Below are 23,391 nucleotides of genomic sequence, written 5' to 3'. Positions count from 1 at the left end.
ACCGGGAGGTAGACCGGTTCCATCCGTGGCCGGGAACGCTTTCAAACGACACAAAGATTTTTGTCCCCGTGATTTGGTGTGGGACGTGTATGCGTACCTCGGGCAGGTCGCGGCGTGGCGTACTGAAACGGATCGGCGTCGGAATAACAGGCGGCGGACTCGTCGGACTCGCCGGCTGTACGAGCGGTGAAGACGGTGACGGCGGCGGCGGCGGTGGCGGAGACAACGGCGGTGGCGGGGACAGCGGCGACGGCGGTGGCGGCGGCACTTCGACCGGCGGTGACGGACAGGCGTCGCTCCGGGTCGGCTTCCTCTACCCGACGAGCGGGCCCTACTCCTCACTCGGCGAGTACCAGGTCGGGGGGACCGAACTGGCCCTCGACCGTCTCGCGTCCGAGGGGAGCGTCGAGGTCGAGAACGCGGGGATCCTGGACACCCAGCTAGACCCCGCTACCGGACTGCGACGGGCCAGGGAGCTCACCGGCCAGGAAGACGTCGACGTGCTAGTCGGGACCAACAGTTCCGCCGTCGCGGCGGGCGTCGCGTCACACGCTGCCCAGACCCAGACGCCGCTCATCATCACGGGGGCGGCGGCGGAGCCACTGACCGGCGAGGACTGCAACGGGTATACGTTCCGGACGATCGGCAGCACGTACCAGAACACGAAGGGCCTCGCCGAGTACGCGATGGAGAACATCGGGACCCGCTTTGCCACGATGGGCGCGGACTACTCGTGGGGGCGTTCGAGCGTCGGGGGATTCGTCGAGGTGGCCGAACAGAACGGCGGCGAGGTCGTCGAGCAGGTGTGGCCCGAACTGGGCGCGACGGACTACTCCACGTACGTCCAGCAGGTCGCCAGTACGGACGCCGACTTCCTCGTCGTCCGGACGGCCGGGACCGACGCGGTGCGGTCGACCAACCAGATCGCCTCCTTCGGCCTCAAAGACCAGATGGACGTCCTGATCCTCAACTCGGTCGACGTGATGAGCGGGGCCGGGCAGGCGGCTGTGGGGACCTACGGCGCGGGCTACTACTTCGAGATGGACACCGAGGCCAACCGGGCGTTCGTCCGGGAGTACATGCAGCAAAACGACGGGGCAGTGCCGGACACCTGGTCCGTGACCGCGTTCGAGGCGACGATGCTCGCCGCCAAGGCGGCTGCCGAGACGGAGGCGACCGCCGGGTCGGCGGACACGTCGGCGCTCGCCTCGGCGCTCGAGGGGATGAGTATCCAGGGCCCGTCCGGCGAGTCGACGCTCCGGGAGTGTGACCACCAGGCGACGCGCAACATCGCCATCTCCAGGGCCGTCGAGAGCAAGGAGGGGTGGTGGGGGCAGAAGGACTTCCCGACCCGCGAGATCCTCACCATCTCCGAGCCCGGGACGAACCTCCGGCCCTGCGGAGAGAGCCCGTGTGACCTGTGACGATACCCGAGTCGCTCTCCCGGCCGGCGCCAGGGATGGCCGACGGGGACGGGCGTGCAGCGGGGCCGGCCGCGACGCCCGCCCCGCGAGACTAGGTCAGAGGAGCCTCAGCGGGCCCAGCCGGCACGGGAACGATGCCAAAGCTTTATGAATAGCTCCGTTGAGGTATGAAAGTACATGTCACGAGGCAATTCGCGGCAGTCTCGACGGGAGGTTATGTCCAAAGTCGGAACCGGAGTGCTCGCTGGCGGGCTCGTCGGCCTGGCCGGGTGTACGAGCGGCGACGACGGTGACGGCGGCGACAACGGCGGTGGTGGCGGTGGCGGCGGCGGTGGTGGCGGTGGCGGCGGTGGCGGAGACGGCAACCTCGAACTGACCATCGGGGGGCTGTTCTCGGTGAGCGGACCGTACTCCGCGATCGGCGAGGATAGCAGTAACGGTGTGGAGGTGGCGCTCCAGCACATGGAAGACGAGGACGTCGGCGTCTCGGTCGACCTGGTGGAGCGGGACACACAGCTCGACCCCGAGGTCGGCCTGCGCCAGGCGAGGGAACTCGTCCAGAACGAGGATATTGACGCACTCATCGGGACCGCGAGTTCGTCGGTCGCCAACGCGGTAGGCAACTACGCCAGACAACAGGAGGTCCCGTTCATGATCACGGTCTCGACCGCGGAATCGCTGACCGGCGAGAACTGTAACGGGTACACCTTCCGGGCAAACACCCACACCTACCAGAACCAGAAACCCAACGCCGAGTGGGCGATGGAGAACCTGGGGACGAAATTCGCCACGATGGGCGCGGACTACTCGTGGGGCCGCGAGAGCGTCGGGGCGTTCGTCGAGGTGGCCGAACGGAACGGCGGCGAGGTCGTCGAGCAGGTGTGGCCCGAACTGGGCGCGACGGACTACTCCACGTACATCCAGCAGGTCGCCAGTACGGACGCCGACTTCCTCGTCGTCCGGGCCTCGGGCACCGACGGCGTTAGGTCCGCAAAGCAGATCGCCTCTTTCGGCCTCAAAGACCAGATGGACGTCATCACCAACCAGACGACCATCGTGGCACAGGGAGCCGGCGAGGCCGCGACCGGGAACTACGGCGGCGTCCCCTACCACGCGGCACTCACCAGCGAGCAGACCGGAAACGACCAGAACGAGCGGTTCGTCAGCGACTACCGGGACGTGAGCGACGGCTCGGACCCAAGCACCTACTCCTGTACGTCGTACATGGGGATGCGCTTCCTCGCGAAGGCTGCCGTCAACGCCGGGTCGACCGGAGCCGACGACCTCGTGTCGGCACTCGAGGGAGTCTCCTACACCGGCCCGAAAGGCGAGATGACGGTCCGGGCGTGTGACCACCAGGCGACCAACAACGTCTGGTCGTCCCAGCTCGTGGACCCGGAGGGAACCGAATTCGACTACCCCATCCCCGAGATCTTCATGAAGCACCCGGCCGGCGAGAACTCCCGTCCCTGCGAGGAGACGGGCTGTAACATCTGAGCCGGGCCGGAGACGTTCTTTCGCGCCGGCCGCGAAGACCCATTAGCGGGGAGCCAGCGGCGCTGGCGGCGAGTGTTCTCGAGCGTGCACGCACGCGGACGGCGAGAGGAAGGATACGAGAGCGACGGGTCCTCAGACGGCGACGTGCTCGCGGATCGCGGGGTCGTCGGCGTCGAGGTCGTCGGCTCTGCTCTGGTGGACGACTTCCCCGTTTGCCAGCACGAAGACGCGGTCGGCGACGTCGAGGGCCAGGTTCACGTTCTGCTCGACGAGCAGGATCGTCAGGTCGTCTTTCAGGTCGACGATCGCGTCCCGGACGTCGGAGACGATCTGTGGCGCCAGCCCCTCGCTGGGTTCGTCCAGCAGGAGCAGGTCCGTCCCGCCCAGCAGTCCGCGCGCGATGACGAGCATCTGCTGTTCGCCACCCGAGAGCGTCCCGGCTCTGGCCTCGCGGAGGTCGTCGAGCGTCGGGAACAGGTCGTAGGCGTCCTCGAGCGTCCAGTCGCCGCCCCGTCCGGCGGGAACCTCGAGGTTCTCGGCGACGGTCAGCGTCGACCACACCTGGCGGTCCTCCGGGACGTACCCGATGCCGCGCTGGATGATGTCGTGTGTTGACATCCCGACGATGTCCTCGCCGCCGTACTCGATACGGCCGTGCCGCGGCGGCGCGATCCCGACGATGCTGCGCAGCGTCGTCGTCTTCCCCGCCCCGTTCCGGCCGAGCACCGTGACGACTTCCCCCTCGTCCACGGACAGCGAGACGTCGTGGAGCGCCTGGCTCTGCCCGTAGTAGGTGTCGATCCCGTCGACCGACAGGAGCGGGGCCATCAGGCTCCACCCCCGAGGTACGCTTCCTGTACTGACTCGTCCGCGCGCACCGTCTCCGGCGGCCCGGTGGAGATGATCGCGCCGTTGTGCAGCACGGTAACCGTATCCGAGATGTTCATCACGATGTCCATGTTGTGTTCGACGAGCATGATCGTGTACTCCCTGGCCAGGTCGTCAACGAGGTCGAGCAGCTCCTCTATCTCCACCTGGCTCATTCCGGCGGCCGGTTCGTCGAGCAGGAGTAGGTCGGGGCCGGTCGCGAGCGTGATCCCGATCTCGAGCGAGCGCTTCGCCCCGTGGGAGAGCGCGCTCGCCTGCTGGTCGCGCTGCTCTGCGAGCCCGACCGTCGACAGGATCTCCATCGCCTCGTCGATGTACTCCTGCTTGTTGTCCGCATCCTGGTAAAAGTTCCAGCCGCCGCGGTGGCGGGCCTGGACTGCCACGCGGACGTTCTCGAGCACCGAGACGCCCTCGAAGACGTTGGTTATCTGGAAGGACCTGGCGACCCCCTCCCGGGCGATCTCCTCCGGCGGGAGGCCGGTGATCTCCTCGCCCTGGAACCGGACCTCGCCCGAGGAGGGTTCGAGCGAGCCGGTCAGCATGTTGAAAAGCGTCGTCTTCCCGGCCCCGTTCGGGCCGATGAGCGACGTGATCTCGCCCTCGGGGACCGAGAGGTCGACGTCCTGTACCGCCGTTACACCGCCGAAGTGCTTGGTCAGTCCCTCAGTCTCGAGGAGACTCATGGTCTGGGTCCTCCGGACTGCGTGGGTCTGGCACGTCGACTCATCCTACAACCACGCTCAGGTGGGGTTCCCATAAATTTAACCATCCCCCCGTTCTTGCCCCAGGAAGACCGATGACGTCAGTTAGTGCGATAACAGGGATAGTCCTGAACGGACTCGCGATCGGGATGTTACTGTTGCTCGTTGCCTCGGGATTGTCTCTCATCTTCGGGCTGATGGGAGTGGTCAACTTCGCTCACGGGTCGCTGTTCATGATCGGGGCCTACCTCGGGCTCGTGGTGTTCGACAGCACCGGGGTGTTCTTCCTCGCGTTGCTGGTCGCCCCCTTCTTCGTCGCGGCGATCGGCATCGTGATGGAGTTTCTCACCCTCCGGCCGCTCTACGGACGCGACCCGCTGTACCAGATCCTGCTCACCTTCGGGATCGCGCTCATCCTCGACGAGGCGGTCGTCCTCATCTGGGGACCGAACGCGCTCTCCTTTGCGACGCCCTCGTGGGCAGAGGGGATCTTCAACGTCGCCGGCGCCGCCTTCCCGGCTTACCGCCTGTTCGTCATCGCGCTCGGGGCAGTCGTCGCCGTCGGCGTCTACCTCTTCCTGCAGCGGACCCGGTACGGACTGGTGGTGCGTGCGGGAACCGACAACCGAACGATGGCCGAGGCCAGCGGCGTCAACGTCAAGCGTGCGTTCACGATCATGTTCGCGGTCGGGGCGGGAATGGCTGCCATCGGCGGGGTCGCGGCCGGCCCGATGATGTCGGCCTATCCGGCGATGGGGACGGAGATGGTCATCGAGGCCTTCGTCGTCGTCGTCATCGGCGGGCTTGGGAGTTTCAAGGGCTCGGTCGTCGGCGCGTTGCTCGCCGGCCTGACACAGTCGTTCGGGAACTTCTACGTCCCCGAGTTCTCGTCGATCATCATCTTCGCGCTGATGATCGCCGTCCTGCTCGTGCGTCCGGCCGGTCTGTTCGGGACTGAGGGGGTGGAGCACTGATGGCGGTCGGCCTCGGTCAGCGCCTCGGCCTCGGCTCGCGGCGCGTCCGGCTGTTCGGGTTCGCCGTCCTGCTCGCAGTCTTCGCAGCCCTCCCGCAGTTCCTGGGGAGCTACGAGTCGGGACTGGTCGTCGAGTTCATGCTCTTTCTGGTCTTCGCGGCCAGCTACGACCTCCTGATCGGCTACACCGGCGTGATCTCCTTCGGCCACGCGCTGCCGTTCGGGACCGCGGCCTACGTGATGGGGATCGCGATGGCGGGGCGTCCGCTCCCCGGGATCCCCGAGGCGGGCGTGTCCCTTCCCGTCGCGGTGGTGCTCGCGCTGGTCGCAGTGGTCGTGGTCTCGGTCCTGACGGGGTATCTCGCCTTCCAGCAGTCGGGCGTCTACTTCGCCATGCTGACGCTCGCGCTGTCGATGGTCGGGTACTACTTCGTGTTCGAGACGACGGCGATCACGGGCGGCGACAACGGGTTGCTGGTCTTCCGTCCGGACCTCCTCGGCTTGCCGCTATCGGACTACGTAACCTTCTACTACCTGACTTTCTTCGCCGTCGTCCTCTCGTTTCTGGCGATGTGGCGGCTCGTCAACTCCCCGCTGGGCCGGGTGCTCGTCATCATCCGGGAGAACGAGGAGCGCGCCCAGTTCCTCGGCTACAACACGTTCCGCTACAAGCTGGCGGTGTTCATCGTCGCGGGCTTTTTCGCCGGCGTCGCCGGGATGTTGCAGGGACTGTTCCTCAGTATCGTCACGCCGGACCTGCTGCACTGGTCGACCGGCGGTGACGCGCTGCTGGTGACGCTGATCGGCGGAATGGGGACGCTCTGGGGGGCCGCGCTGGGTTCGGCCTTCCTGCTGGGCGCCCGGGAGATGCTCACCGGCATCATCGAGGGATGGCCGATCATCCTCGGGATCGTCTACGTCCTGTTCGTCCTCTTCTTCCCCTCGGGGATCGCCGGCGCGCTCACCGGAGAGGGCCGGTCGGTCTGGGACACTGTCGGAGACCTCCGGAGCAGCGACGAGTCCGACGGGGACTGAGGGTCGACGCGGCCCTCCGACCGGGGAGCTGTAGAACTCACTTCTGGAACAGGCCCGCCACGGATCGGAATCGGCTGCGAAAGCGAGGTGTAGGCAATAGAGTAGAGTGAATCGGCAAGTAATAACGTCCTTAGTGTGTTATTGGTACGCGGTTTCTGGCCACTGCGACGTGGTATCAAAGCGTGCGTCTGTGTGAGGCATGCTAACTGACAACTACTCCGGCTGGTGTAGCGGGGTGCGCCGGGCAGACCTCTGATGTCTGCCGGGGAACCTGCGCACTAGAGAGCGACCTGCTCACTTTGGCACGGTTGCGGCGGAGACGATATATCATTATTTCGGTAGTTAGTTCATAGTATTTTTTGTATGTTCGGGCTCTATTGCTGGATCAGTATCTCCTGGTGAACATCTCTACGCCCAAAAGCCGTCTCGGATCCGGGTAAGGTGCCGTCGATGGGGGAGGTGTGACACTCCGGAGCGACCAGGGATAAGAGTCTAGTATAATTTTTATCAGAGATTGCATCGAGGAGAGTTATGTTCGTATTTCGTGTTTAAAATAAGATATAGTAAAGTGATAGCCGCTCAAAATTAAAATATTTATACTTCAAACCGACTGTCTGCGTTGGAAATCGTCATATCTAATATTTACTATAATTTTGGTGTATTTTTTATGGTAGTTGTGAAGGTGTAGCTGCAACTCATGGCCTGTCGTCGCGCGAACGATCCCGCCACAGTGCCTATCTCCGAATGATAGAAAGTCAAAAACCGCTGGCCGGCCTGGCTGGTACTAATGAACGACACACGTTCCGGCAGTGAACGGGCACCTACTCAGGACTCCTGCCCTGCTGTGACCGGCACCGCTCCGACGGCGGATAACGCGTGCTGTAAAGTCGAGCGTGTCGCTGAAGCGTACGGACTGGAGGGTCTCGACGCCGAACTCCGGCGGCGTCGCGAGCAGAACGACGCGACTCTTCACGAACTCGCGGCGTATCTCAACGAGCGGGTGACCGCTGTCGCGCTCAGTGCAGCCGGGGTTGAGCTTGATGCCGAACCGGGGACTGTCTATGCCGCGTTGGAGAACAGCGACGACCTCGACATCGGCCGCCGTGACGAGATCCGGGAGGCCATGGCCGGCCACCTCGATATCGACCGGCTGCGCACCGACTACACCTCACACGAAACGATCAGGAAACACCTCAAGGACCATCTCGATGTCTCCACCTCCCGCGGGTCGATCGAGACCGTTCAAGAGCTCGAAGACGCGCTGCAAACCTACGAGCAACAGTACGAAACCGCCGTCGCGAGTGCGCTAGAGCGGGCTGCTGAGCGGGGACTCCTTTCCGGTGGCGACTTCGGCGTCTTCAGCACGCGCGTCGAATGCCGGGAGTGTTCCACCACATATCGGCTCGATGAACTCCTTGCCAGCGGTGGCTGTGACTGTCAGGCCTGACTCATCATATCCCGGCATGGAGCCCCTCACGCACCGGACCTTCTAAGTGCGGTGCTCGCATAGTGCCACTCATCATCCATGTCTGAGTCCGAACACACGGCTTCAGCAAGCGGCCAAGCGAGCGACACTGACACCGACGGCGATGAGCAGAGAGCGCTGGACCCCGGCTCCGTCGGTGACAGCGCCACTCTCCACGTCGATAACCTGGGTGGCATCGAAGAACTCGAGTTCGAATTCACCCCCGGTATCTCGCTCCTTGCAGGTGAAAACGCGACGAATCGGACGTCGCTTCTTCGCTCACTCGCTGCCGCACTTGGAGGCAATGACTCCGCCGCCTCCCTCAAGACTGATGCAGCAGACGGTTCAGTCGAACTCACCATCGGCGATGCGCAGTACACCCGTACCTACGCCGAAACAGCAACCGAGTATACACTCGGGGGCGAGCCCTACTGTGACCAACCAGAGCTTGTTGATACGTTTGTTGCGCTGTTCGCCGATAATCCTGCCCGTCATGCTGTTGCACAGGGGGAAGAGCTTCGAGAGCTGCTGATGCGCCCGGTCGATACCGACGCGATCCGCCGAGAGATCCGACGCAAACAGGACCAGAAATCCGACCTGGAGTCCGACATCGAGCGCATCGAACGGCGCGAACGGGAGCTTCCGGCACTCGAAGAGGACCGGCAGCGACTACTCGGAGAGCTCGAAGAGCTGGAGGTGGAAATCGAGGAGGTACAAGCACGAGCGAATGACCTTGAGCCAGCAGAAGAGGAGTCACAGGAAGTCGCTGGGCTTCGCGAGACGTTAGAGGACCGCCGCGGCGACCTGCGGGACCTGGAAGACGAGTTAGATACGATCGAGCGTAAGATCGACTTCAGGAAACAGGAGCAACGCGAGCTCCGCTCAGAGCGCGAGGAGATCGAGGAAGAACTTGGGGAGTTCACTGACGTCGACCAACTGGATGGAGAGATCGACCGGCTCAGTACCGAAATCAATCGTCTAGAGTCGCAGCGGCGGAATCTTCAAACGGCGATCGAAGACCTGCAGACAGTGGTCGAGGTCAATGAAACTATCTCACAAGGAAATCTTGACGTCCCGGGGCTCGAAGCGAGCGATGACCTTACCGCGGCCCTCGACCCGAGCTCACAACAGGTCGAATGCTGGACGTGCGGGACGGAAGTCGAACGTGACCGAATTACCGAGCGCATCGAAACTCTCCGCGGGCTGATCCAGGACCAACGCGAGGAGGTGACAGCGATTGACCAGCGACTCGAGGAATTGCGCGATGAGCGGTCTGACTACCAGTCAAAACGGGACACCTATGCTGATCTTCAGGCCCGGCGTGAGGAAATCGCAGACCGGTTCGAGATGCATGAGGAACAATTGGTGACGCTTGAGGCCGACCGGGATGACCTCCAAAAGGATATTGCTGACCTGGAAGCAGACATTGCAGATGTGGAGGCGGAACTGAGTCAGCTCGAGACAGAAGAGGAGGACGAACCGAGCGAGTTCGTTGAAACGCACCAGCGCCTGACTGAACTTGAACGTGAGCGAGGCCGTGTTGAATCCAAGCTGGAACAGATAACCGACGAAATCGAGGAAATCGAGTCACTCCGCGAAGAGCGAGAGCGAAAAGAGCAGGAACTGAGCGCGCTCAGCGATGATTTAGAGCAGCTTCGTGGCCAGATCGACCGGTTGGAGACACAGCTTGTTGAGACGGTCAACGAGATGCTCGAGGACCTAGTCGAGAAACTCGAATACCGAAATATCGCTCGCGTCTGGGTCGAACGTAAGACAAGTGCTGACCACGGCGAGGAGTCGATGTTTGATTTACATATCGTTCGCGAAGGGGAAGACGGCGCCGTATATGAGGATACCGTCGATACCCTCTCGGAGTCGGAGCGGGAGATCATCGGGCTCGTCGTGGCCTTGGCGGGCTATCTCGTCCACGATATCGATGAGAAGATCCCGTTCTTGCTCATCGATTCGGTTGAGATGATTGACGCCCAACGGCTGGCAGATCTGCTGCGATATATAACGGACCGTTCGGACGTCGAGTTTCTCGTGACGGCACTGCTCCTGAAGGATGCGGCAGCTGTCGAGGAAACAGAGGTGCTCTCGGACAGAGTTACCACGTACACGGCGGAGTTCAGCTAAGCGCACACCGAACCTTCCAGTCAGCGTCTCGGTTTGTTGTGGACGCTAAATATTCCCGTACTTCACCTGTAAGGAAATCTACTCCAACGGCGCCCTGTATAATCTGGAGCGAACCAGCAGTGAGCTCATTTGAAGCGATCTTTTCAATCTGTGGGCAACTCTTCAGCCGATTGCTTGAAACGATCGTTTCAACGCGGCTGAGCACCGGCGTTGATCCTTACGGACTATTCACGTATGGCTGCCTCCAGCTCCTGGACGAAAGGCCGGAGTTGACCAGCGACTTCTTCGTCGGCCGGTTGTCGGTATGAGGGGCTGGAAATGTCCAGTGCCCCGAATACCGACCCATCGGTTTCGGTGACCGCCATTCCGACTGCCCGAAGCCCCTCCAACTCTTCCTGGCGATTTACAGCGTACCCCTGCTCGCGGATGGTCGACAACTCAGCAAACAGCTCTTCCGGGTCAGTGATCGTGTTGTCTGTGTACCCGGGCAGCCCTCTGTCTTCGACGATCTCCCACACGCGCGCCTCGCTGAACTCCGCCAGCATCGCCTTGCCACTGGCAGAACTGTGCATGTCGAAGTACCGGCCCACTTGAAACTCCCCGTGTGTAGTGCCGCCGAGTTCGTCGAACAGCACCACTGACCGCCCGTACTCCTCCACCGAGAAGTTCACCTCCTCGTTCACGACGTCTGCGAGTTCCGTGGCGGTCTGCCTCGCCAGGCGATACCGGCTGTCGCGCATTCGCGCGTTTTCCCCAAGATGGAAAAGCTTGAGACCGAGCCTGTACTCGCCGTCGATCTCGACCACGTACTCGAGCTGTTCCAGGGTCTGGAGATGCGTGTGTACTGTACTGGTCGCGAGCCCGGTGTAGTCTGACAGCTCTGACAGCGTCGCGCCGCTGAGGTCGTTTATCGCCTCCGTTACGGCCAGCGAGGTTTTTGTCGTCTTTCGCATATTTTCGGACCCGTTTGGCATTACGTGATACGTTTCGACTCGGGAGCTTAACCCTGCCCACGTTGCGAAAATTTGCCTCCGGAAAGATCGTTCCCCAACATAGGAGCGGTGAAACTACTAGAAGTAGAAGATGTGTGGGTACATATTCGTATATCTCGTTTTTTGTCGGGCAGTCACTTTGGCGAGCTGGAGAAGCCCCGACAATTTCGAGTTGTTGCAGCGGGGCGTAGTCACGACACCGCGATATTCCGGGAATATTCCCCATCGTGGGGAACGTCGCGGCCCGCGGTCGTCCCCGACCCGCGACTCCCGGCTCTCGACGCTGCCGTGTAGTCGACTGGCCCAGCGGAGAGACGAACCGCCCCACGGCCGGGGACAGTCAACACGATCGATCCCCAAATATCACTGAAAAGACAAGAATCCGCAGGCTTAATATCCTGCTAGTACTCTGGTGTGGCGACGCGACGTGTATCGATTCGGGAACGACGTGGCCGTCCAAGTCTGTGGCCGGACCGCCGGGGAAGTAGCCGTCGGCCACCGGGTCCTGGACACACACGATAAGTGACTGGAACAATGGAATTCGACGTCCCGGAGCACCTCCGGTACGCAGAGACGCACGAATGGACTGACGAACACAACGGTACCGTCCGGGTCGGGGTCACCGACTTCGCGCAGGACGAACTCGGCGACATCGTCTTCGTCGACCTGCCGGCCGAGGGCGAGACGTCCCAGCGCGGGAGTGCCTTCGGCGTCATCGAGAGCATCAAGGCCGTCTCCGACCTGTACGCTCCCGTCACCGGGACGGTAGTCGAAACGAACCACAGGCTTCGTGACCAGCCAGAGCTGGTCAACGAAGAGCCGTTCGGGGCTGGCTGGCTGGTGGCGTTCGACCCCGACGAGGGGACCGACCACCTCCTCACCGCTGCACAGTACCGGGAGCAGGTCTGACCATGGTCGGGAACTCCTCCCGTCGCGACCACAGCGACCGCGCCAGCCGCTCCGACCGTGCCCGGCCGTTCGGGACCAAGGCGGGAAGCCCGTTCGCACCGACAGTCGACACCGAGGCGATGCTCGATGCGGTGGGCGTCGACGACCCCGAGAGCCTGTTCGACATTCCGGCACCGCTACGGTTCGGGGACACGTTCGGTATCGAGTCCCGTTCTGAGCAGGAAGTGGTACGGGAGGTTACCGGGGCCCTTTCCCGGAACGATTCGCTGACCGAGTTTCTCGGGCGGGGGCACTACGAGCACTACGTCCCCTCGCTGGTCGACCACCTCGCCGACCGCTCGGAGTTTCTCACTTCCTACACCCAGTACCAGCCCGAGGTCACGCAGGGCTTTCTCCAGGCCCTGTTCGAGTACCAATCCCTGCTGGTAGAGCTGACCGGGCTGCCTGTCGCCAACTGCTCGATGTACGACGCGGCGACGGCGCTGGGCGAGGCTGCGACGCTCGCTGCGCGAGTCAGGGCTGTCGAGGGGTCGACGGTTCTCGTGCCGTCGTACCTCCGGCGGGAGTTCCGCGAGGTTCTGGAGAACTACACCGCCGGGACCGACCTCACGGTCGAGACTGTCGGGACCGTCGACGGGATGGTCGACCCGGAAACCCTCGCAGCAGCGCTCTCAGAGGACACCGCGATGGTCTACGCGGAGAACCCGACCGTCGAGGGGGTCGTCGAGGAACACCTCTCGGAGGTGGGCACCCTCGCCGACGAGTACGGCGCCCTGTTCTGTCTGGGAAGCGATACCGTGGCACTCTCGCTGTTGCAGGAGCCCGCGGCCGTCGGTGCCGACGTCGTCGTCGGTGACGCGAGCGTACTCGGGTTGCCCGCCGCACACGGGATGGGGCTCGGGCTCTTCGCGTGTCGCGAGGAATTCCTGCGGCAGGTTCCGGGCCGACTGGTCGGCGCAACGAAAGACGAGGACGGCCGGCGGGCCTACACCCTGACACTCCAGACCCGTGAACAACATATCCGCCGCGAGCGTGCGACCTCGAACATCTGCACGAACCAGGCCTGGGTCGCGTTGCGGGCAGCCATCCACGCTGCCTCCCTCGGCCCCGGGGGGGTGCTGTCCCTCGCCGAACAGTGTCACCGTCGGGCGGAGACCCTCGCCGAGAGACTGGACGCCATCGACGGGGTCGAGGCACCGGTGCGCGACTGCCACCACTTCCGCGAGTTCAAGATGCGGGTCGACCCCGACGCCCAGCGAGTCGCAGCCACCCTCCGGGGTCGGGGGCTGGCAGTCCACCCGCTTGACGCCGACGAACTCCAGGTCTGTGTGACCGAGGCCAACGAACACCGGACCGACGACCTCGTCTCGGCGGTGGAGGGGGTGCTCGGCTGATGGGGGAACACAGACAGGCGCGCTGGAGCGAGGACGGGTCGAGCGGGACGGAACCGCTCCTCTCGGAGAAAGACACCACCACGGTCTCGACGGCCGAAAGTGCGCTCCCCGACGACCTGACTCGGGATTCGCTGGAACTGCCGGCGCCGTCGGAGCCGGAGCTCGCCCGTCACTACACCCGTCTCTCACAGATGAACTACAGCATCGATAGCGGGCCCTACCCGCTCGGCTCGTGTACGATGAAGTACAACCCGACGTTCCTCGAGGACGTGGCCGCCCTCCCCCAGGCGGAGACACACCCGGACCGCCCGGCGGAGAGCCTCCAGGGCACGCTACAGGTGTACGACGAACTCCAGAACTACCTGGCGCGGATCGGCGGGATGGACGCCGTCTCGCTGCAGCCGCCGGCGGGCGCGGCCGGTGAGTTCGCGGGTATCCTCGTCGCCCGAGCGTACCACGAACACAACGGCGACGGCGACTCGCGGGCAGAGGTAGTCGTCCCTGCCAGCGCCCACGGCACCAACTTCGCCAGCGCCGCTATGGCCGGCTACGACGTGGTCGAACTCCCGGGCGCCGAGGACGGCCGCGTAGACCTCGACGCTCTGAAAGCGGCGGTGGGCGAGGAGACGGCGGCGCTGATGCTCACGAACCCGAACACGCTGGGGCTGTTCGAGCGCGACATCGAGGAGATCGCCAGGATCGTCCACGACGCCGGCGGCCTGCTGTACTACGACGGCGCGAACCTGAACGCGCTGCTGGGGCGGGCTCGTCCGGGCGACATGGGCTTTGACATCATGCACTACAACGTCCACAAGACCTTCGCGACGCCCCACGGCGGCGGCGGCCCGGGCGCCGGCCCCATCGGCGTCGTCGAGGAACTCGCTCCCTTCCTGCCGACACCCCGCGTTCGGGAGGTCGACGACAGCAGTGCTGGTCCGGAGTACGAACTGTTCGAGCCCGAGCACACGGTAGGCAAGGTCCACGGAGCGATGGGCAACTGGCTCGTGCTGCTGAAGGCCCACGCGTATATTAGCCGGCTGGGCGACGAAGGGTTGCGCGACGCCAGCGCGAAGGCCGTCCTGAATGCCAACTACCTCGCCGAGCAGGTCGACTACGATGTCCCCTTCGGCCCCTTCCACCACGAGTTCGTCGCCAGCGCCGGCGACCAGGACGCCGCCGACGTGGCCAAGCGGATGCTCGATTACGGCGTCCACCCGCCGACGACCAAGTGGCCCGAGATCGTTCCCGAGGCGCTGATGACCGAGCCCACGGAGGCCGAGAGCAAGCGTACCCTCGACCAGCTCGCCGAAGCGTTCAACGCCGTCGCCGATGCATCCGACGGGTCGCTCGCCGACGCGCCGGCAGCGACGGCAGTCCGCCGGGTCGACCAGACCGACGCGGCCCGGAACCCGCGGCTCTCCTGGCACGCGCTGGGGGAGTGACCGACCGCCCGCGTCCCCGGGGATTCCGGCCGTTCGGTCAATCGCCGGCTGACGGCGCTGGGGCCTGTGTCTCGGCGGCGGTTCCGCTGCTCATGTAGAGCCCGACGTCGCCGCGGTCGGCGTCGTCGGCGTCGACCTCGTGGACGATCTCCCCCTCGTAGATCACCGCGATCCGGTCGCTCAGCTCCATGATCTCGTCGAATTTCTCGGAGACGAGGAGGACACCTGTCCCCGCCGCCCGCTGTTCGAGGATCTGCTTGCGCACTTCCTCTATCGCCCCGACGTCCAGCCCCCGCGTGGGCTGGTTGGCGACGAGGACCGAGGGCTCGCGGTCCAGTTCCCGGCCCAGGATGAGTTTCTGGAGGTTTCCCCCGGAGAGATTGCCGGCGTCGACGTCGACACCGGGCACGCGCACGTCGTACTCCTCGACCAGCGACTCGGCGTGCTCTCGGGCGGCATCGTAGTCCATCCCGACGCCCATCGGCCCTCGCTGGAACCGTTCCGAGCAGTAGTCTTTGACGATGGCGTTGTGCAGGATGCTCAGGTCTGGTGCACACCCCTCCTCGTGGCGGTCCGACGGGATGACCGACAGTCCGGCCTCGATGCGCCGTCGCGTCGGGACGTCGTCGATCGCTTCCCCATCCAGCGTCACCGACCCCTCCGTCAGGTCCCGGGTTCCGACAATGCACTGGCTCAGCGCGCGCTGGCCGTTACCGCTCACGCCCGCGAGGCCGAGGACCTCCCCCTCGCGAACCGTGAGGTCGACCCCCGACAGCACTTCGACCCCCCTGTCGTTCTCCGCTCGAGCGCCCGAGACCGTCAGTACCGGGTCCCCGACCTCGGCGTCGGTCGCCTCGATGTCGTGGATCACCTCGCGACCCACCATCATGTACGCGAGGTCGGACTCGTCGACCCCCGCGGTCTCCACGGTGTCGACTCGCTTCCCCTCGCGAAGGACCGTCACCCGGTCGGTGATTTCCGTCACCTCGTCGAGTTTGTGGGTGATGATGACGACGGTCAATCCCCGGTCGACGAGCGTCCGGAGCGTCTCGAAGAGCCGCTCTATCTGGGTCGGGGTCAGCACCGCCGTCGGCTCGTCGAGCACGAGCAGGTCGACGTCGCGGTACAGCGCCTTCAGGATCTCGACCCGCTGCTGTTCGCCGACGTCCAGGTCGCCGACCTTCCGGTCGGGGTCGATGTCGATGCCGTACTCCGCCGCGACCTCCGCGACCCGCTCGCTCTCCAGTCCCCTGTCGTAGGTCAGCAGGCGCCCGAGGCGCTGGACCGGTCCCAGTCCCAACAGGCTGCCAAGGGTTCCCTCCGTCCCCTCGTGAAACGCCGGGTACGACTCCCGCAAGCCCAACACGACGTTCTCGGTTACGGTCAGCTTCGGGATGAGCTGGAAGTGCTGGTGAACCATCCCGAGGCCGGCGTCGATCGCGTCCTGTGGCGAGTCGACCTCCAGCAGCTCGCCGTCGTACCGGACCATCCCGTCGTCGGCGTTGTAGAGCCCGAACAGGACCTTCATCAGCGTGCTCTTGCCTGCCCCGTTCTCACCGAGGAGGCCGTGGATCTCCCCCCGACGGACGGAAAAATCGATGTGGTCGTTGGCGACGACGCCCGGGAACGCCTTGTAGATCCCCTCCATCTCGAGAATATCGTCGGGAGCACTCATGGGCGATCCCACACCATCGGGGGGCAAAAACCTACCGTTGCCTGCGAAAACAGCCACAGAAATTAACCACACACTGCCATATGCGTCCAGTATCCACTCCGAAAGCCGGACAGAGCGACATCGTCTCCGGCAGTGTTCGGAGCTCGTCGCTGTCTGGTGTCGCCCGGGAGAGGGGGACACGACGACGGCGCCGGCCGCCGGTCACCGGTCGGCAGCGTCGGCAACCAGTCGTTCGAACGCTTCACCGGTCATCGAGTAGACGGAGCGGCCCTCCTCGTTGCGGACGCGGGTGAACTCGGCGACGGGCCTGTCGTCGACGAGCAGCGTCCACGACTCGTCGGCGTCGGCACCGATGTACTTGCGCAACGTGATCTCGACACACAGCTCGGACTCGAGTCGCCAGAGCAACTCGGGAACGAGCGTGCCGTCGGCGAACTGTGGCGGGCGGTACGGGCGCATGTCATGATCCCGAAACGCTTCGGCGTTCTGGCGCCACCATTCGGGGTACGTCGAGAGGTCGGCGTCGGCGTCGGCGTAGGGGTCGGCGTCGTCGAACCCGGCCGGTGCGTCGGCCGGCCGTGGCGGGTCCTCTCCCATCGTCGGTTACGTCACGACATAGACGTCGCCATCGTCGACGACGGTCTCGAACGTCGGGACCCTGTAGGTGTCGTCCCGGATGTTCTCGCCCGTCTGGATGTCGAACTTCCAGTTGTGCCACGGACAGGTGACGACCCGGGGTTCGTCGTCGTACTCCCAGGTGAACTCCGGCGGTTCGGCGACCATCTTTCCTGCGAGCGACCCTTCACACAGCGGACCTGACTGGTGAACACAGTAGTTCAACACCGCGTGGAACTCCCCGTTCGTGCGGAACACGGCGACCTCGATGCCGTCGACCTCAAGCAGGACTCGCTCTCCGTCGTCGATCTCGTCGGTGGATGCGACCCGGTGTTGCCCCATCCTCAGTCACCCAGCCCGAAGACGTCCATCGCAGTCTCTCCCATCATCCCCCGGACCTCGTCGGGCTCCAGCCGGGACTTGATCGGCGTGAACAGTTCCTCCGGCGCGTCGAAGTCGGTGTGTGGAATGTCGGCGGAGTACATCAGGTTCTCGGGGCCGGCCATTTTCGCCATCCAGGCGATGTGCTCGTCGTTTCTGTCCGAGTGGCCGACGGGCTGGGTCGTGAAGTAAAAGCGGTCGTTGATGTACTTCGTCGGGAGCTTGTCGAGCATCGGCATCTCCTGGCCGAGCGCGAGGTGGTATCTGTCGAGGCGCATCCGCCAGTAGGGGATCCAGCCGATACCAGCCTCCTGGAAGACGAACTCGAGGTCCGGGAACTTCTGGGGGACCCCCTCGTAGAGGAGTTTCGTGAGGTTCCACATGTGCGAGAACGGGTGAGCGACGACCTTGTCCTGGGCGAACAGCTCGTGCCAGCGGTGCTGGAGCGGGAAGGCGTGGCTCATCGCCGGGAACGAGCTGTGGTACTTTACGGGCAGCCCCGTCTCCTCGGCGGCCGCGTAGATCGGGTCCCACCACTCGTGGCTGACGGGGATCCGGTGGCCGGTCGCGCCGACCTGGACGGCGACGACCCCGTCCTTGGTGCCCCACTTCTCGATCTCTTCGGCGCCCATCCGTGGCTTCTGTCCCGGTACGACGATCGCCATCGACAGCCGGTCGGACTCGGCGACGAACGTCTCGTAGACCCACTCGTTGTAACCGTCGACGAGCGCCGCGGCGGCCTGTGGATTGTTCACCGTCGGCAGCGCGACCATCAGCGTCGGGTTGAGCACCGCGTAATCGATGTCGAACTCGTCGAGGCGCATCAGCTTCGTCTCGAGTTTGTCCCCCGCCTTGGCCATGACGTTCCCGGCGCCGCTGTAGTCCGAGGCCATCGGCGTGTTCGAGAACGGGGGCAGCGGCGGCGTGACCGAGAAGACCTCCCGCCACGGCTCGCTGGCCTGCTCGATCACCCGCTTGATGCCGCCGTAGGTCGACTCGTCAATGTACGGAAAGAAGTCCGATACCTCCTCGCTGATGTGTTCGTCGGCGCTGACGACGACGTCGAGATCCGACACCGAACTGGCGGCTTCCCGCTCCGGGACTGACATGCCTGACGATCCCCGGCGATTTACATCAAGGTTACGGGACAGTCAAAAGATGCACGTGTCTGATTCGTTTGGAGATATATCGAGACAGATGGCGGGTTTTGTCCCGATACACCAAAATATAAGTCACCGGCGCTGAACGGCTGAACGAACAATGGCTGCCGAGATCCCGAACAGGTACGGATATTTCGTCGACGGTGAACCGCGACAGCCGAACCGGAACGTGTCTGTCCGGGACCCGTCGACGAACGAGGAGATCGCAACCATCCCGGAGGCGGGGCCGAGAGGGGTCGACGCTGCGCTGGAGTCGGCCGTCGCGGTCGAGAACGAGTGGCGAGCGCACGATGCAGTCGAGCGGGGACACCTGCTCAGGGCGCTCGCCGACCGGATCCGCGAGGACGCCGACAGGCTGGCGGCGACCGAGACGATGGAGGTCGGCCGGCCGCTGAGCGAGTCACACGACAACGTCGAGGGGGCAGCCGGGCTCTTCGAGTACTACGCTGGTCTCACGGACAAAATCGAGGGACGGCAGATACCGCTGGCCAACGACGGCTCCTACCTCGATTACACCCTCCGCGAGCCGTACGGCACGACCGCACAGGTGGTTCCCTGGAACGCGTCGATCGCGCTCGCTGCTCGCGGATTCGCACCGGCGCTCGCGGCCGGGAACACCGTCGTGGCCAAGGCTCCCTCCCGGGCGCCGCTCTCCCTGCTCGAGTTGACGAAACTGGCCCACGAGGTCGGCTTTCCCGCGGGCGTCGTGAACACCGTCACGGGGAGCGGGTCGGGCACGGGAGACCCGCTGGTCACCGACGACCGGGTCGACGCCATCGAGTTCACCGGGTCGACCACCACTGGAAAGAACGTGATGCAGTCGGCTGCCGAGCACGTCAGCGACGTCCACCTGGAGCTGGGCGGGAAGGGCGCGAACATCGTCTTCGAGGACGCGGACCTCGAGGGAGCCGTCGCCAGCGTCATCGAGACGTTCAACAACGCCGGCCAGATCTGTTTCGCCCCGACCCGCCTTTTCGTCCAGTCGGGAGTGTACGACGACTTCCTCGACCGTGTCGTCGCACGGGTCGAGGCGATGGAGGTCGGCCCGGGGATCGCCGACCCGGACATGGGGCCAGTCATCTCCCCGTCAGCCAGGGACACCGTCGCGGAGTTCGTCGAGGACGCTCGCCGACAGGGTGGACGGGTTCTGACTGGCGGCGAGGTCCCGCGCGAGCCGGGGAACTTCTACGCACCGACACTCATCGCCGGGGTCGACGACGACGCACGGGTCTCCTGTGAGGAGGTGTTCGGCCCCGTCATCACCGTCTACGAGTTCGACACCCCGGAAGAGGCTGTCGAGCGGGCCAACGACACCCGCTACGGCCTCTCGAATCTCGTCTGGACCACGGACCTCGCGACGGCCCACAGCGTCGCCGGCAGCCTCGAGAGCGGGACCGTCCAGGTCAACGACTATCCGGTGCTGTCACCGGCGGCCGTCTCGGGCGGGTACAAGGAGAGTGGTCTGGGCCGCGCAAAGGGGATGCAGGCCATCGAGACATTCACACAGAGCAAGAACGTGGCCATCAGTCTGGACGGCGTCCTGTAGCGAGGTCCACAGGAGCTTAGATTCGACAACAGCCCCCGTTTCGTGTCATTCAATCTTTACACCATTCGGACAGTATGAAAACAATTATGCAGAACAAAGCAGAAAGATTGAATATAAATGCACTTTGAAGACAATACAGTGATCGTTACGGGCGGATCGAACGGGATCGGCGAATCACTCGCACACCGGTTCGCGTCGCACGGGGCAAACGTGGTCGTCGCGGACGTCGAGGCACCGGAGGAGACGGCCGCCGACCTCGAGACCGAATCGGTTGGCGTGGAGACCGACGTCACCGACACGGAGGCAGTCGCGGCGCTGGCCGACCGGGCACACGAGGAGTTCGGGTCGATCGACGTGCTCGTCAACAACGCAGCGGTCTACGCACCGCTGGTTCCCGAACGCGACCGGAGTTACGACGAGATCCCGGTCGAGGAGTGGCGCGACGTGCTCGAGGTCAACACCACCGGCGTATTCATCTGCTGTCAGCAGGTCCTTCCCTACATGACCGAGCAGGGGAGCGGCAGCGTGGTCAACATCTCCTCGGCAGTAATGTACGGGGGGATCACGGGCTACCCCCACTACGTCACGTCGAAGGGGGCCTTACCGGCGATGACCCGCGCGCTCGCAACCGAGGTGGGCGAGGAAGGGGTCCGGGTCAACGCAGTCGCGCCCGGTCTGGTCACCTCGGAGGCGAGCAAACAGCTCGACCAGGAGTACCTCGACAGCGTGACCGAGTCGCAGTGTCTCCCGCACAACGGTCGGCCGGAAGACGTCGTTGACGCCGTCGAGTATCTCGCCAGCGAGAAGGCGTCGTTCATCACCGGGAGCACACTCCACCCTGACGGTGGGCTCTCGTTCAGGTGAAACGGTCCTCCCGTGTCGCTCACTCCTCCCGGGTGTACGGGCTGGCAAGCGCTTCCGGTCTCCCGAGCCGTTCATCCAGCTCGTTGCGCGAAACCCACGCCAGGACGACGATCGTCGCGACGTAGGGGTAGATGGAGATGAAAGCCGGGTCGAGCAACAGCCCCCCGACCAGCCCGTCGCCGAGCTCCAGCCCCTGGACTCGGATCTGTAAGGCGTTGAGCGAGGAGAAGATGAACGCCACCCCGAGCGCGTAGAAGGGGCGCCAGCGGCTGACGATCACCAGCGCGATGGCCACCCAGCCCAGCCCCGAAGTCATCCCCGTGGACCACTGGTTGATCCACGCGAGGATGAGGTGGGCGCCGGCCAGTCCGGCCATCGCGCTCCCGAAGACCGTCACGCCATACCGGATCCGGAACACCGGGACGCCGACGGTGTCGGCGGCCTCGGGGTCCTCGCCGACCGCGATGATCTCCTGGCCGAGGTTCGTCCGGAAGAGGCCGTACCACACCACGGGGACGAGCAGGACTGCGAGGAAGGCCGTCGGCGTCGAGTAAAACAACGCTTCTCCGACCAGCGGGATAGCCGAGAGCGGTTCACCGATGACCGGGAAGTACGTCTTCTCGAGGCCGTCGATGCTCCGGCTCGCCCAGTCGTCGCCGACGAAGGCCGTCACCGCGGCCCCGAGCAGTGTGATCATGATGCCGCTTATCACCTGGTCCGCTTTCAGCGAGACCGTCAGGAAGGCGTGCAACAGGCCGGCGACGACCCCGACGACAACGCCGGTCAGAAAGCCCAGAAACAGGCTGCCGGTGGTCAGCGCAACCATGAACGAGAAGAGCGCGCTGAGTAGCATGATCCCCTCGACCCCCAGGTTCAACATTCCCGCCCGCTCGGCGACGACCTCGCCGAGTGCAGCCAGGATGAGCGGCGTCGAGGCGGTGACTGTCGCGCCGATGAGACCCGTGACGAACGACTCGGTGAGGCCGGCGACGAGGACGACGTCCCCCATGTCAGTTCCCCCCGGCTCTCCCGACCCGCGCCAGTTTCCCGACCGACTCCCGCAGCGACCACCTGCCGAGCACGAGGTCGAGCCGGTGGGTCTTGAGCACCTCACCGCTGATCAGAAAGAGGATGATCAACGCCTCGATCATCTGTGAGATCGCCGCGGGGACGCCCAGCGTCGTCTCGACCGTCGACGCCCCCACGAAGATGAATCCGAACATGAACCCGGCGAGCATTGTCTGGACCGCTCCCCGCCGACCGAGCAGCGCTATCGGGATCGCCGTCCAGCCGTAGCCGGGCTGCCAGCCGATGGTCAGGCTCGACTGGTTGCCGGCCACCTCGATAAACCCGGCGAGGCCGGCGAGTGCTGCGGCGAAGGTGAACACGAAGAAGGTGATCTTCTTCGTCCCGATCCCGGTCTGTTCGGCGACTCCTTCGTTGGACCCCGAGAGGACGACCTCGTAGCCCAGGCGGGTCCGGTTGATCACCAGCCACGTCCCCGCGACTGCGAGCAGCGCGAACACGATCCCCACGTCGATCCGGGTGCCAAAGAGGGTCGGCAGGTCGAAGGCTATCGACCCGGTTCTCGGGAACCCGCCCCCGCCCGCCTGGAGCGGGCCGGAGATCAGGTACGCGCTCACCCGCTCAGCGGTGAACACGAGCATGAGTGTCGTCAGTATCTCGTTGACCTCGTACTTGTTGTACAGGTAGACGGGGACGTACACCCAGGCAACCCCGGCCAGCACCGCGACCCCCAGTGCGGCCAGGAACACGACCGCCCCCTCGGCCCCGACGCCCATCGCCTCGGGCAGGCGGGTACCGACCCACACCGTCACGAGTCCGCCGACGATGAGTTGCCCCTCGGCGCCGATATTGTAGAGCCCGCTTCTGAGCGGAATATACACCGCAAGTCCGGCGAGGATCAGCGGTGCGCTCCTGTTGAAAACCCGGCTTGCCTGTAACGGGTCGCTGAACGCACCCAGAAACATCTCGGAATACACCGTGACGGGATTCGCGTCGACGGCCACGAGTGCGAGAGCAGCGACAGCCAGTGCGGCAACCACCGTCAACCCCTGTACCGCCATCCCGAACCACCGTGGTGTCCGTGTCCGTGGCGTCAATTCGACGCTGACGTTTGCCATTGATGGCCAACTTTCTGTACAGGGATTAAAAGTCTTGCCGCCCGACCAGTATTTTCCGTCCACTGTTCACCCAGATCGCTTCACGATCTACAACATCGTATCAAGCGGAGCCTCGTGTCCCACCCGGCTGCTCGGCCGGGGTGACCGCGC

At 64.4% G+C, this 23,391-nt stretch carries 20 protein-coding genes; 11 read left to right on the top strand and 9 right to left on the bottom strand.

Features of this window, described 5'->3' with window-relative positions; all coding sequences use genetic code 11:
- The first annotated feature begins 89 nt into the window (after positions 1-89).
- Both GN153_RS00260 and GN153_RS00255 read left to right on the top strand, forming a co-directional pair.
- Positions 90-1,424: an ABC transporter substrate-binding protein gene (locus GN153_RS00260; protein ID WP_159898617.1), complete on the top strand. Its 1,335-nt coding sequence runs from the start codon at positions 90-92 to the stop codon at positions 1,422-1,424.
- 216 nt (positions 1,425-1,640) lie between these two features.
- The gene (locus GN153_RS00255; RefSeq protein WP_159898616.1) at positions 1,641-2,921 is read left to right on the top strand and encodes an ABC transporter substrate-binding protein; all 1,281 of its coding nucleotides are present in this window, start codon (positions 1,641-1,643) and stop codon (positions 2,919-2,921) included.
- 132 nt (positions 2,922-3,053) lie between these two features.
- Here GN153_RS00255 and GN153_RS00250 read toward each other — a convergent pair whose 3' ends face one another.
- On the bottom strand, positions 3,054-3,749 hold the full coding sequence (locus tag GN153_RS00250; protein WP_159898615.1) for an ABC transporter ATP-binding protein: 696 nt from the start codon (positions 3,747-3,749) through the stop codon (positions 3,054-3,056).
- Complete coding sequence (locus GN153_RS00245; RefSeq protein WP_159898614.1) at positions 3,749-4,492, bottom strand: ABC transporter ATP-binding protein; 744 nt, start codon at positions 4,490-4,492, stop codon at positions 3,749-3,751. The genes GN153_RS00250 and GN153_RS00245 overlap by 1 nt, the downstream gene beginning before the upstream one ends.
- Positions 4,493-4,605: 113 nt before the next feature.
- On the opposite strand from GN153_RS00245, the gene GN153_RS00240 reads away from it, so the two are divergent.
- The 4 genes from GN153_RS00240 (at position 4,606) to GN153_RS00225 (ending at position 10,119) form a co-directional block, all read left to right on the top strand.
- The gene (locus GN153_RS00240; RefSeq protein ID WP_159898613.1) at positions 4,606-5,484 is read left to right on the top strand and encodes a branched-chain amino acid ABC transporter permease; all 879 of its coding nucleotides are present in this window, start codon (positions 4,606-4,608) and stop codon (positions 5,482-5,484) included.
- Positions 5,484-6,518 (top strand): branched-chain amino acid ABC transporter permease, encoded by a 1,035-nt coding sequence (locus tag GN153_RS00235; protein WP_159898612.1) that lies wholly within the window; start codon positions 5,484-5,486, stop codon positions 6,516-6,518. Before GN153_RS00240 ends, GN153_RS00235 begins: the two co-directional genes overlap by 1 nt.
- 787 nt (positions 6,519-7,305) lie before the next feature.
- Positions 7,306-7,965 (top strand): rod-determining factor RdfA, encoded by a 660-nt coding sequence (gene rdfA, locus GN153_RS00230; RefSeq protein WP_159898611.1) that lies wholly within the window; start codon positions 7,306-7,308, stop codon positions 7,963-7,965.
- A 78-nt stretch (positions 7,966-8,043) separates the two neighbouring features.
- Positions 8,044-10,119: an archaea-specific SMC-related protein gene (locus tag GN153_RS00225; protein WP_159898610.1), complete on the top strand. Its 2,076-nt coding sequence runs from the start codon at positions 8,044-8,046 to the stop codon at positions 10,117-10,119.
- Positions 10,120-10,343: 224 nt separating this feature from the next.
- Here the strand turns inward: GN153_RS00225 and GN153_RS00220 are convergent, their stop codons facing one another.
- Positions 10,344-11,093, bottom strand: coding sequence for an IclR family transcriptional regulator (locus tag GN153_RS00220; protein ID WP_159898609.1), 750 nt, complete (start codon positions 11,091-11,093; stop codon positions 10,344-10,346).
- Positions 11,094-11,645: 552 nt separating this feature from the next.
- Between GN153_RS00220 and gcvH the strand changes: the two genes are divergently transcribed.
- The 3 genes from gcvH (at position 11,646) to gcvPB (ending at position 14,856) form a co-directional block, all read left to right on the top strand.
- Positions 11,646-12,020, top strand: coding sequence for a glycine cleavage system protein GcvH (gene gcvH / locus GN153_RS00215; RefSeq protein ID WP_159898608.1), 375 nt, complete (start codon positions 11,646-11,648; stop codon positions 12,018-12,020).
- Between the two features lie 119 nt (positions 12,021-12,139).
- Positions 12,140-13,414, top strand: coding sequence for an aminomethyl-transferring glycine dehydrogenase subunit GcvPA (gcvPA, locus tag GN153_RS00210; protein ID WP_236544741.1), 1,275 nt, complete (start codon positions 12,140-12,142; stop codon positions 13,412-13,414).
- On the top strand, positions 13,414-14,856 hold the full coding sequence (gcvPB, locus tag GN153_RS00205; protein ID WP_159898604.1) for an aminomethyl-transferring glycine dehydrogenase subunit GcvPB: 1,443 nt from the start codon (positions 13,414-13,416) through the stop codon (positions 14,854-14,856). The genes gcvPA and gcvPB overlap by 1 nt, the downstream gene beginning before the upstream one ends.
- Before the next feature lie 37 nt (positions 14,857-14,893).
- Here the strand turns inward: gcvPB and GN153_RS00200 are convergent, their stop codons facing one another.
- The 4 genes from GN153_RS00200 to GN153_RS00185 all read right to left on the bottom strand — a co-directional run bounded on the left by GN153_RS00200 (position 14,894) and on the right by GN153_RS00185 (position 18,636).
- A complete protein-coding gene (locus tag GN153_RS00200; RefSeq protein ID WP_236544719.1) occupies positions 14,894-16,531 on the bottom strand; it encodes an ABC transporter ATP-binding protein in 1,638 nt (545 codons plus the stop codon).
- 201 nt (positions 16,532-16,732) lie between these two features.
- Complete coding sequence (locus GN153_RS00195; protein WP_159898602.1) at positions 16,733-17,128, bottom strand: hypothetical protein; 396 nt, start codon at positions 17,126-17,128, stop codon at positions 16,733-16,735.
- Positions 17,129-17,134: 6 nt separating this feature from the next.
- The gene (locus tag GN153_RS00190; RefSeq protein ID WP_159898600.1) at positions 17,135-17,488 is read right to left on the bottom strand and encodes a Rieske (2Fe-2S) protein; all 354 of its coding nucleotides are present in this window, start codon (positions 17,486-17,488) and stop codon (positions 17,135-17,137) included.
- Positions 17,489-17,490: 2 nt separating this feature from the next.
- A complete protein-coding gene (locus GN153_RS00185) occupies positions 17,491-18,636 on the bottom strand; it encodes an amidohydrolase family protein (protein WP_159898598.1) in 1,146 nt (381 codons plus the stop codon).
- A 151-nt stretch (positions 18,637-18,787) separates the two neighbouring features.
- On the opposite strand from GN153_RS00185, the gene GN153_RS00180 reads away from it, so the two are divergent.
- Positions 18,788-20,233, top strand: coding sequence for an aldehyde dehydrogenase family protein (locus GN153_RS00180; RefSeq protein ID WP_159898596.1), 1,446 nt, complete (start codon positions 18,788-18,790; stop codon positions 20,231-20,233).
- Positions 20,234-20,350: 117 nt separating this feature from the next.
- Positions 20,351-21,097 (top strand): SDR family NAD(P)-dependent oxidoreductase, encoded by a 747-nt coding sequence (locus GN153_RS00175; protein ID WP_159898594.1) that lies wholly within the window; start codon positions 20,351-20,353, stop codon positions 21,095-21,097.
- Positions 21,098-21,116: 19 nt separating this feature from the next.
- Here GN153_RS00175 and GN153_RS00170 read toward each other — a convergent pair whose 3' ends face one another.
- Positions 21,117-22,106 (bottom strand): ABC transporter permease, encoded by a 990-nt coding sequence (locus GN153_RS00170; RefSeq protein WP_159898592.1) that lies wholly within the window; start codon positions 22,104-22,106, stop codon positions 21,117-21,119.
- 1 nt (position 22,107) lies between these two features.
- Positions 22,108-23,241, bottom strand: a complete 1,134-nt coding sequence (locus GN153_RS00165) for an ABC transporter permease (RefSeq protein ID WP_159898590.1) — start codon at positions 23,239-23,241, stop codon at positions 22,108-22,110.
- Positions 23,242-23,391: the final 150 nt, after the last annotated feature.

The sequence above is a fragment of the Salinirussus salinus genome (assembly GCF_009831455.1).
GTDB classification, from domain to species: domain Archaea; phylum Halobacteriota; class Halobacteria; order Halobacteriales; family Haloarculaceae; genus Salinirussus; species Salinirussus salinus.
This window is presented reverse-complemented; position numbering and strand designations above follow the sequence as displayed.

Excerpts from the sequence above, each read along its gene's own strand:
- GN153_RS00260 (WP_159898617.1), top strand. The coding sequence starts at position 90 with ATGCGTACCTCGGGCAGGTCGCGGCGTGGCGTACTGAAACGGATCGGC.
- GN153_RS00255 (WP_159898616.1), top strand. The coding sequence starts at position 1,641 with ATGTCCAAAGTCGGAACCGGAGTGCTCGCTGGCGGGCTCGTCGGCCTG.
- GN153_RS00250 (WP_159898615.1), bottom strand. The coding sequence starts at position 3,749 with ATGGCCCCGCTCCTGTCGGTCGACGGGATCGACACCTACTACGGGCAG.
- GN153_RS00245 (WP_159898614.1), bottom strand. The coding sequence starts at position 4,492 with ATGAGTCTCCTCGAGACTGAGGGACTGACCAAGCACTTCGGCGGTGTA.
- GN153_RS00240 (WP_159898613.1), top strand. The coding sequence starts at position 4,606 with ATGACGTCAGTTAGTGCGATAACAGGGATAGTCCTGAACGGACTCGCG.
- GN153_RS00235 (WP_159898612.1), top strand. The coding sequence starts at position 5,484 with ATGGCGGTCGGCCTCGGTCAGCGCCTCGGCCTCGGCTCGCGGCGCGTC.
- rdfA (WP_159898611.1), top strand. The coding sequence starts at position 7,306 with ATGAACGACACACGTTCCGGCAGTGAACGGGCACCTACTCAGGACTCC.
- GN153_RS00225 (WP_159898610.1), top strand. The coding sequence starts at position 8,044 with ATGTCTGAGTCCGAACACACGGCTTCAGCAAGCGGCCAAGCGAGCGAC.
- GN153_RS00220 (WP_159898609.1), bottom strand. The coding sequence starts at position 11,093 with ATGCCAAACGGGTCCGAAAATATGCGAAAGACGACAAAAACCTCGCTG.
- gcvH (WP_159898608.1), top strand. The coding sequence starts at position 11,646 with ATGGAATTCGACGTCCCGGAGCACCTCCGGTACGCAGAGACGCACGAA.
- gcvPA (WP_236544741.1), top strand. The coding sequence starts at position 12,140 with ATGCTCGATGCGGTGGGCGTCGACGACCCCGAGAGCCTGTTCGACATT.
- gcvPB (WP_159898604.1), top strand. The coding sequence starts at position 13,414 with ATGGGGGAACACAGACAGGCGCGCTGGAGCGAGGACGGGTCGAGCGGG.
- GN153_RS00200 (WP_236544719.1), bottom strand. The coding sequence starts at position 16,531 with ATGAGTGCTCCCGACGATATTCTCGAGATGGAGGGGATCTACAAGGCG.
- GN153_RS00195 (WP_159898602.1), bottom strand. The coding sequence starts at position 17,128 with ATGGGAGAGGACCCGCCACGGCCGGCCGACGCACCGGCCGGGTTCGAC.
- GN153_RS00190 (WP_159898600.1), bottom strand. The coding sequence starts at position 17,488 with ATGGGGCAACACCGGGTCGCATCCACCGACGAGATCGACGACGGAGAG.
- GN153_RS00185 (WP_159898598.1), bottom strand. The coding sequence starts at position 18,636 with ATGTCAGTCCCGGAGCGGGAAGCCGCCAGTTCGGTGTCGGATCTCGAC.
- GN153_RS00180 (WP_159898596.1), top strand. The coding sequence starts at position 18,788 with ATGGCTGCCGAGATCCCGAACAGGTACGGATATTTCGTCGACGGTGAA.
- GN153_RS00175 (WP_159898594.1), top strand. The coding sequence starts at position 20,351 with ATGCACTTTGAAGACAATACAGTGATCGTTACGGGCGGATCGAACGGG.
- GN153_RS00170 (WP_159898592.1), bottom strand. The coding sequence starts at position 22,106 with ATGGGGGACGTCGTCCTCGTCGCCGGCCTCACCGAGTCGTTCGTCACG.
- GN153_RS00165 (WP_159898590.1), bottom strand. The coding sequence starts at position 23,241 with ATGGCAAACGTCAGCGTCGAATTGACGCCACGGACACGGACACCACGG.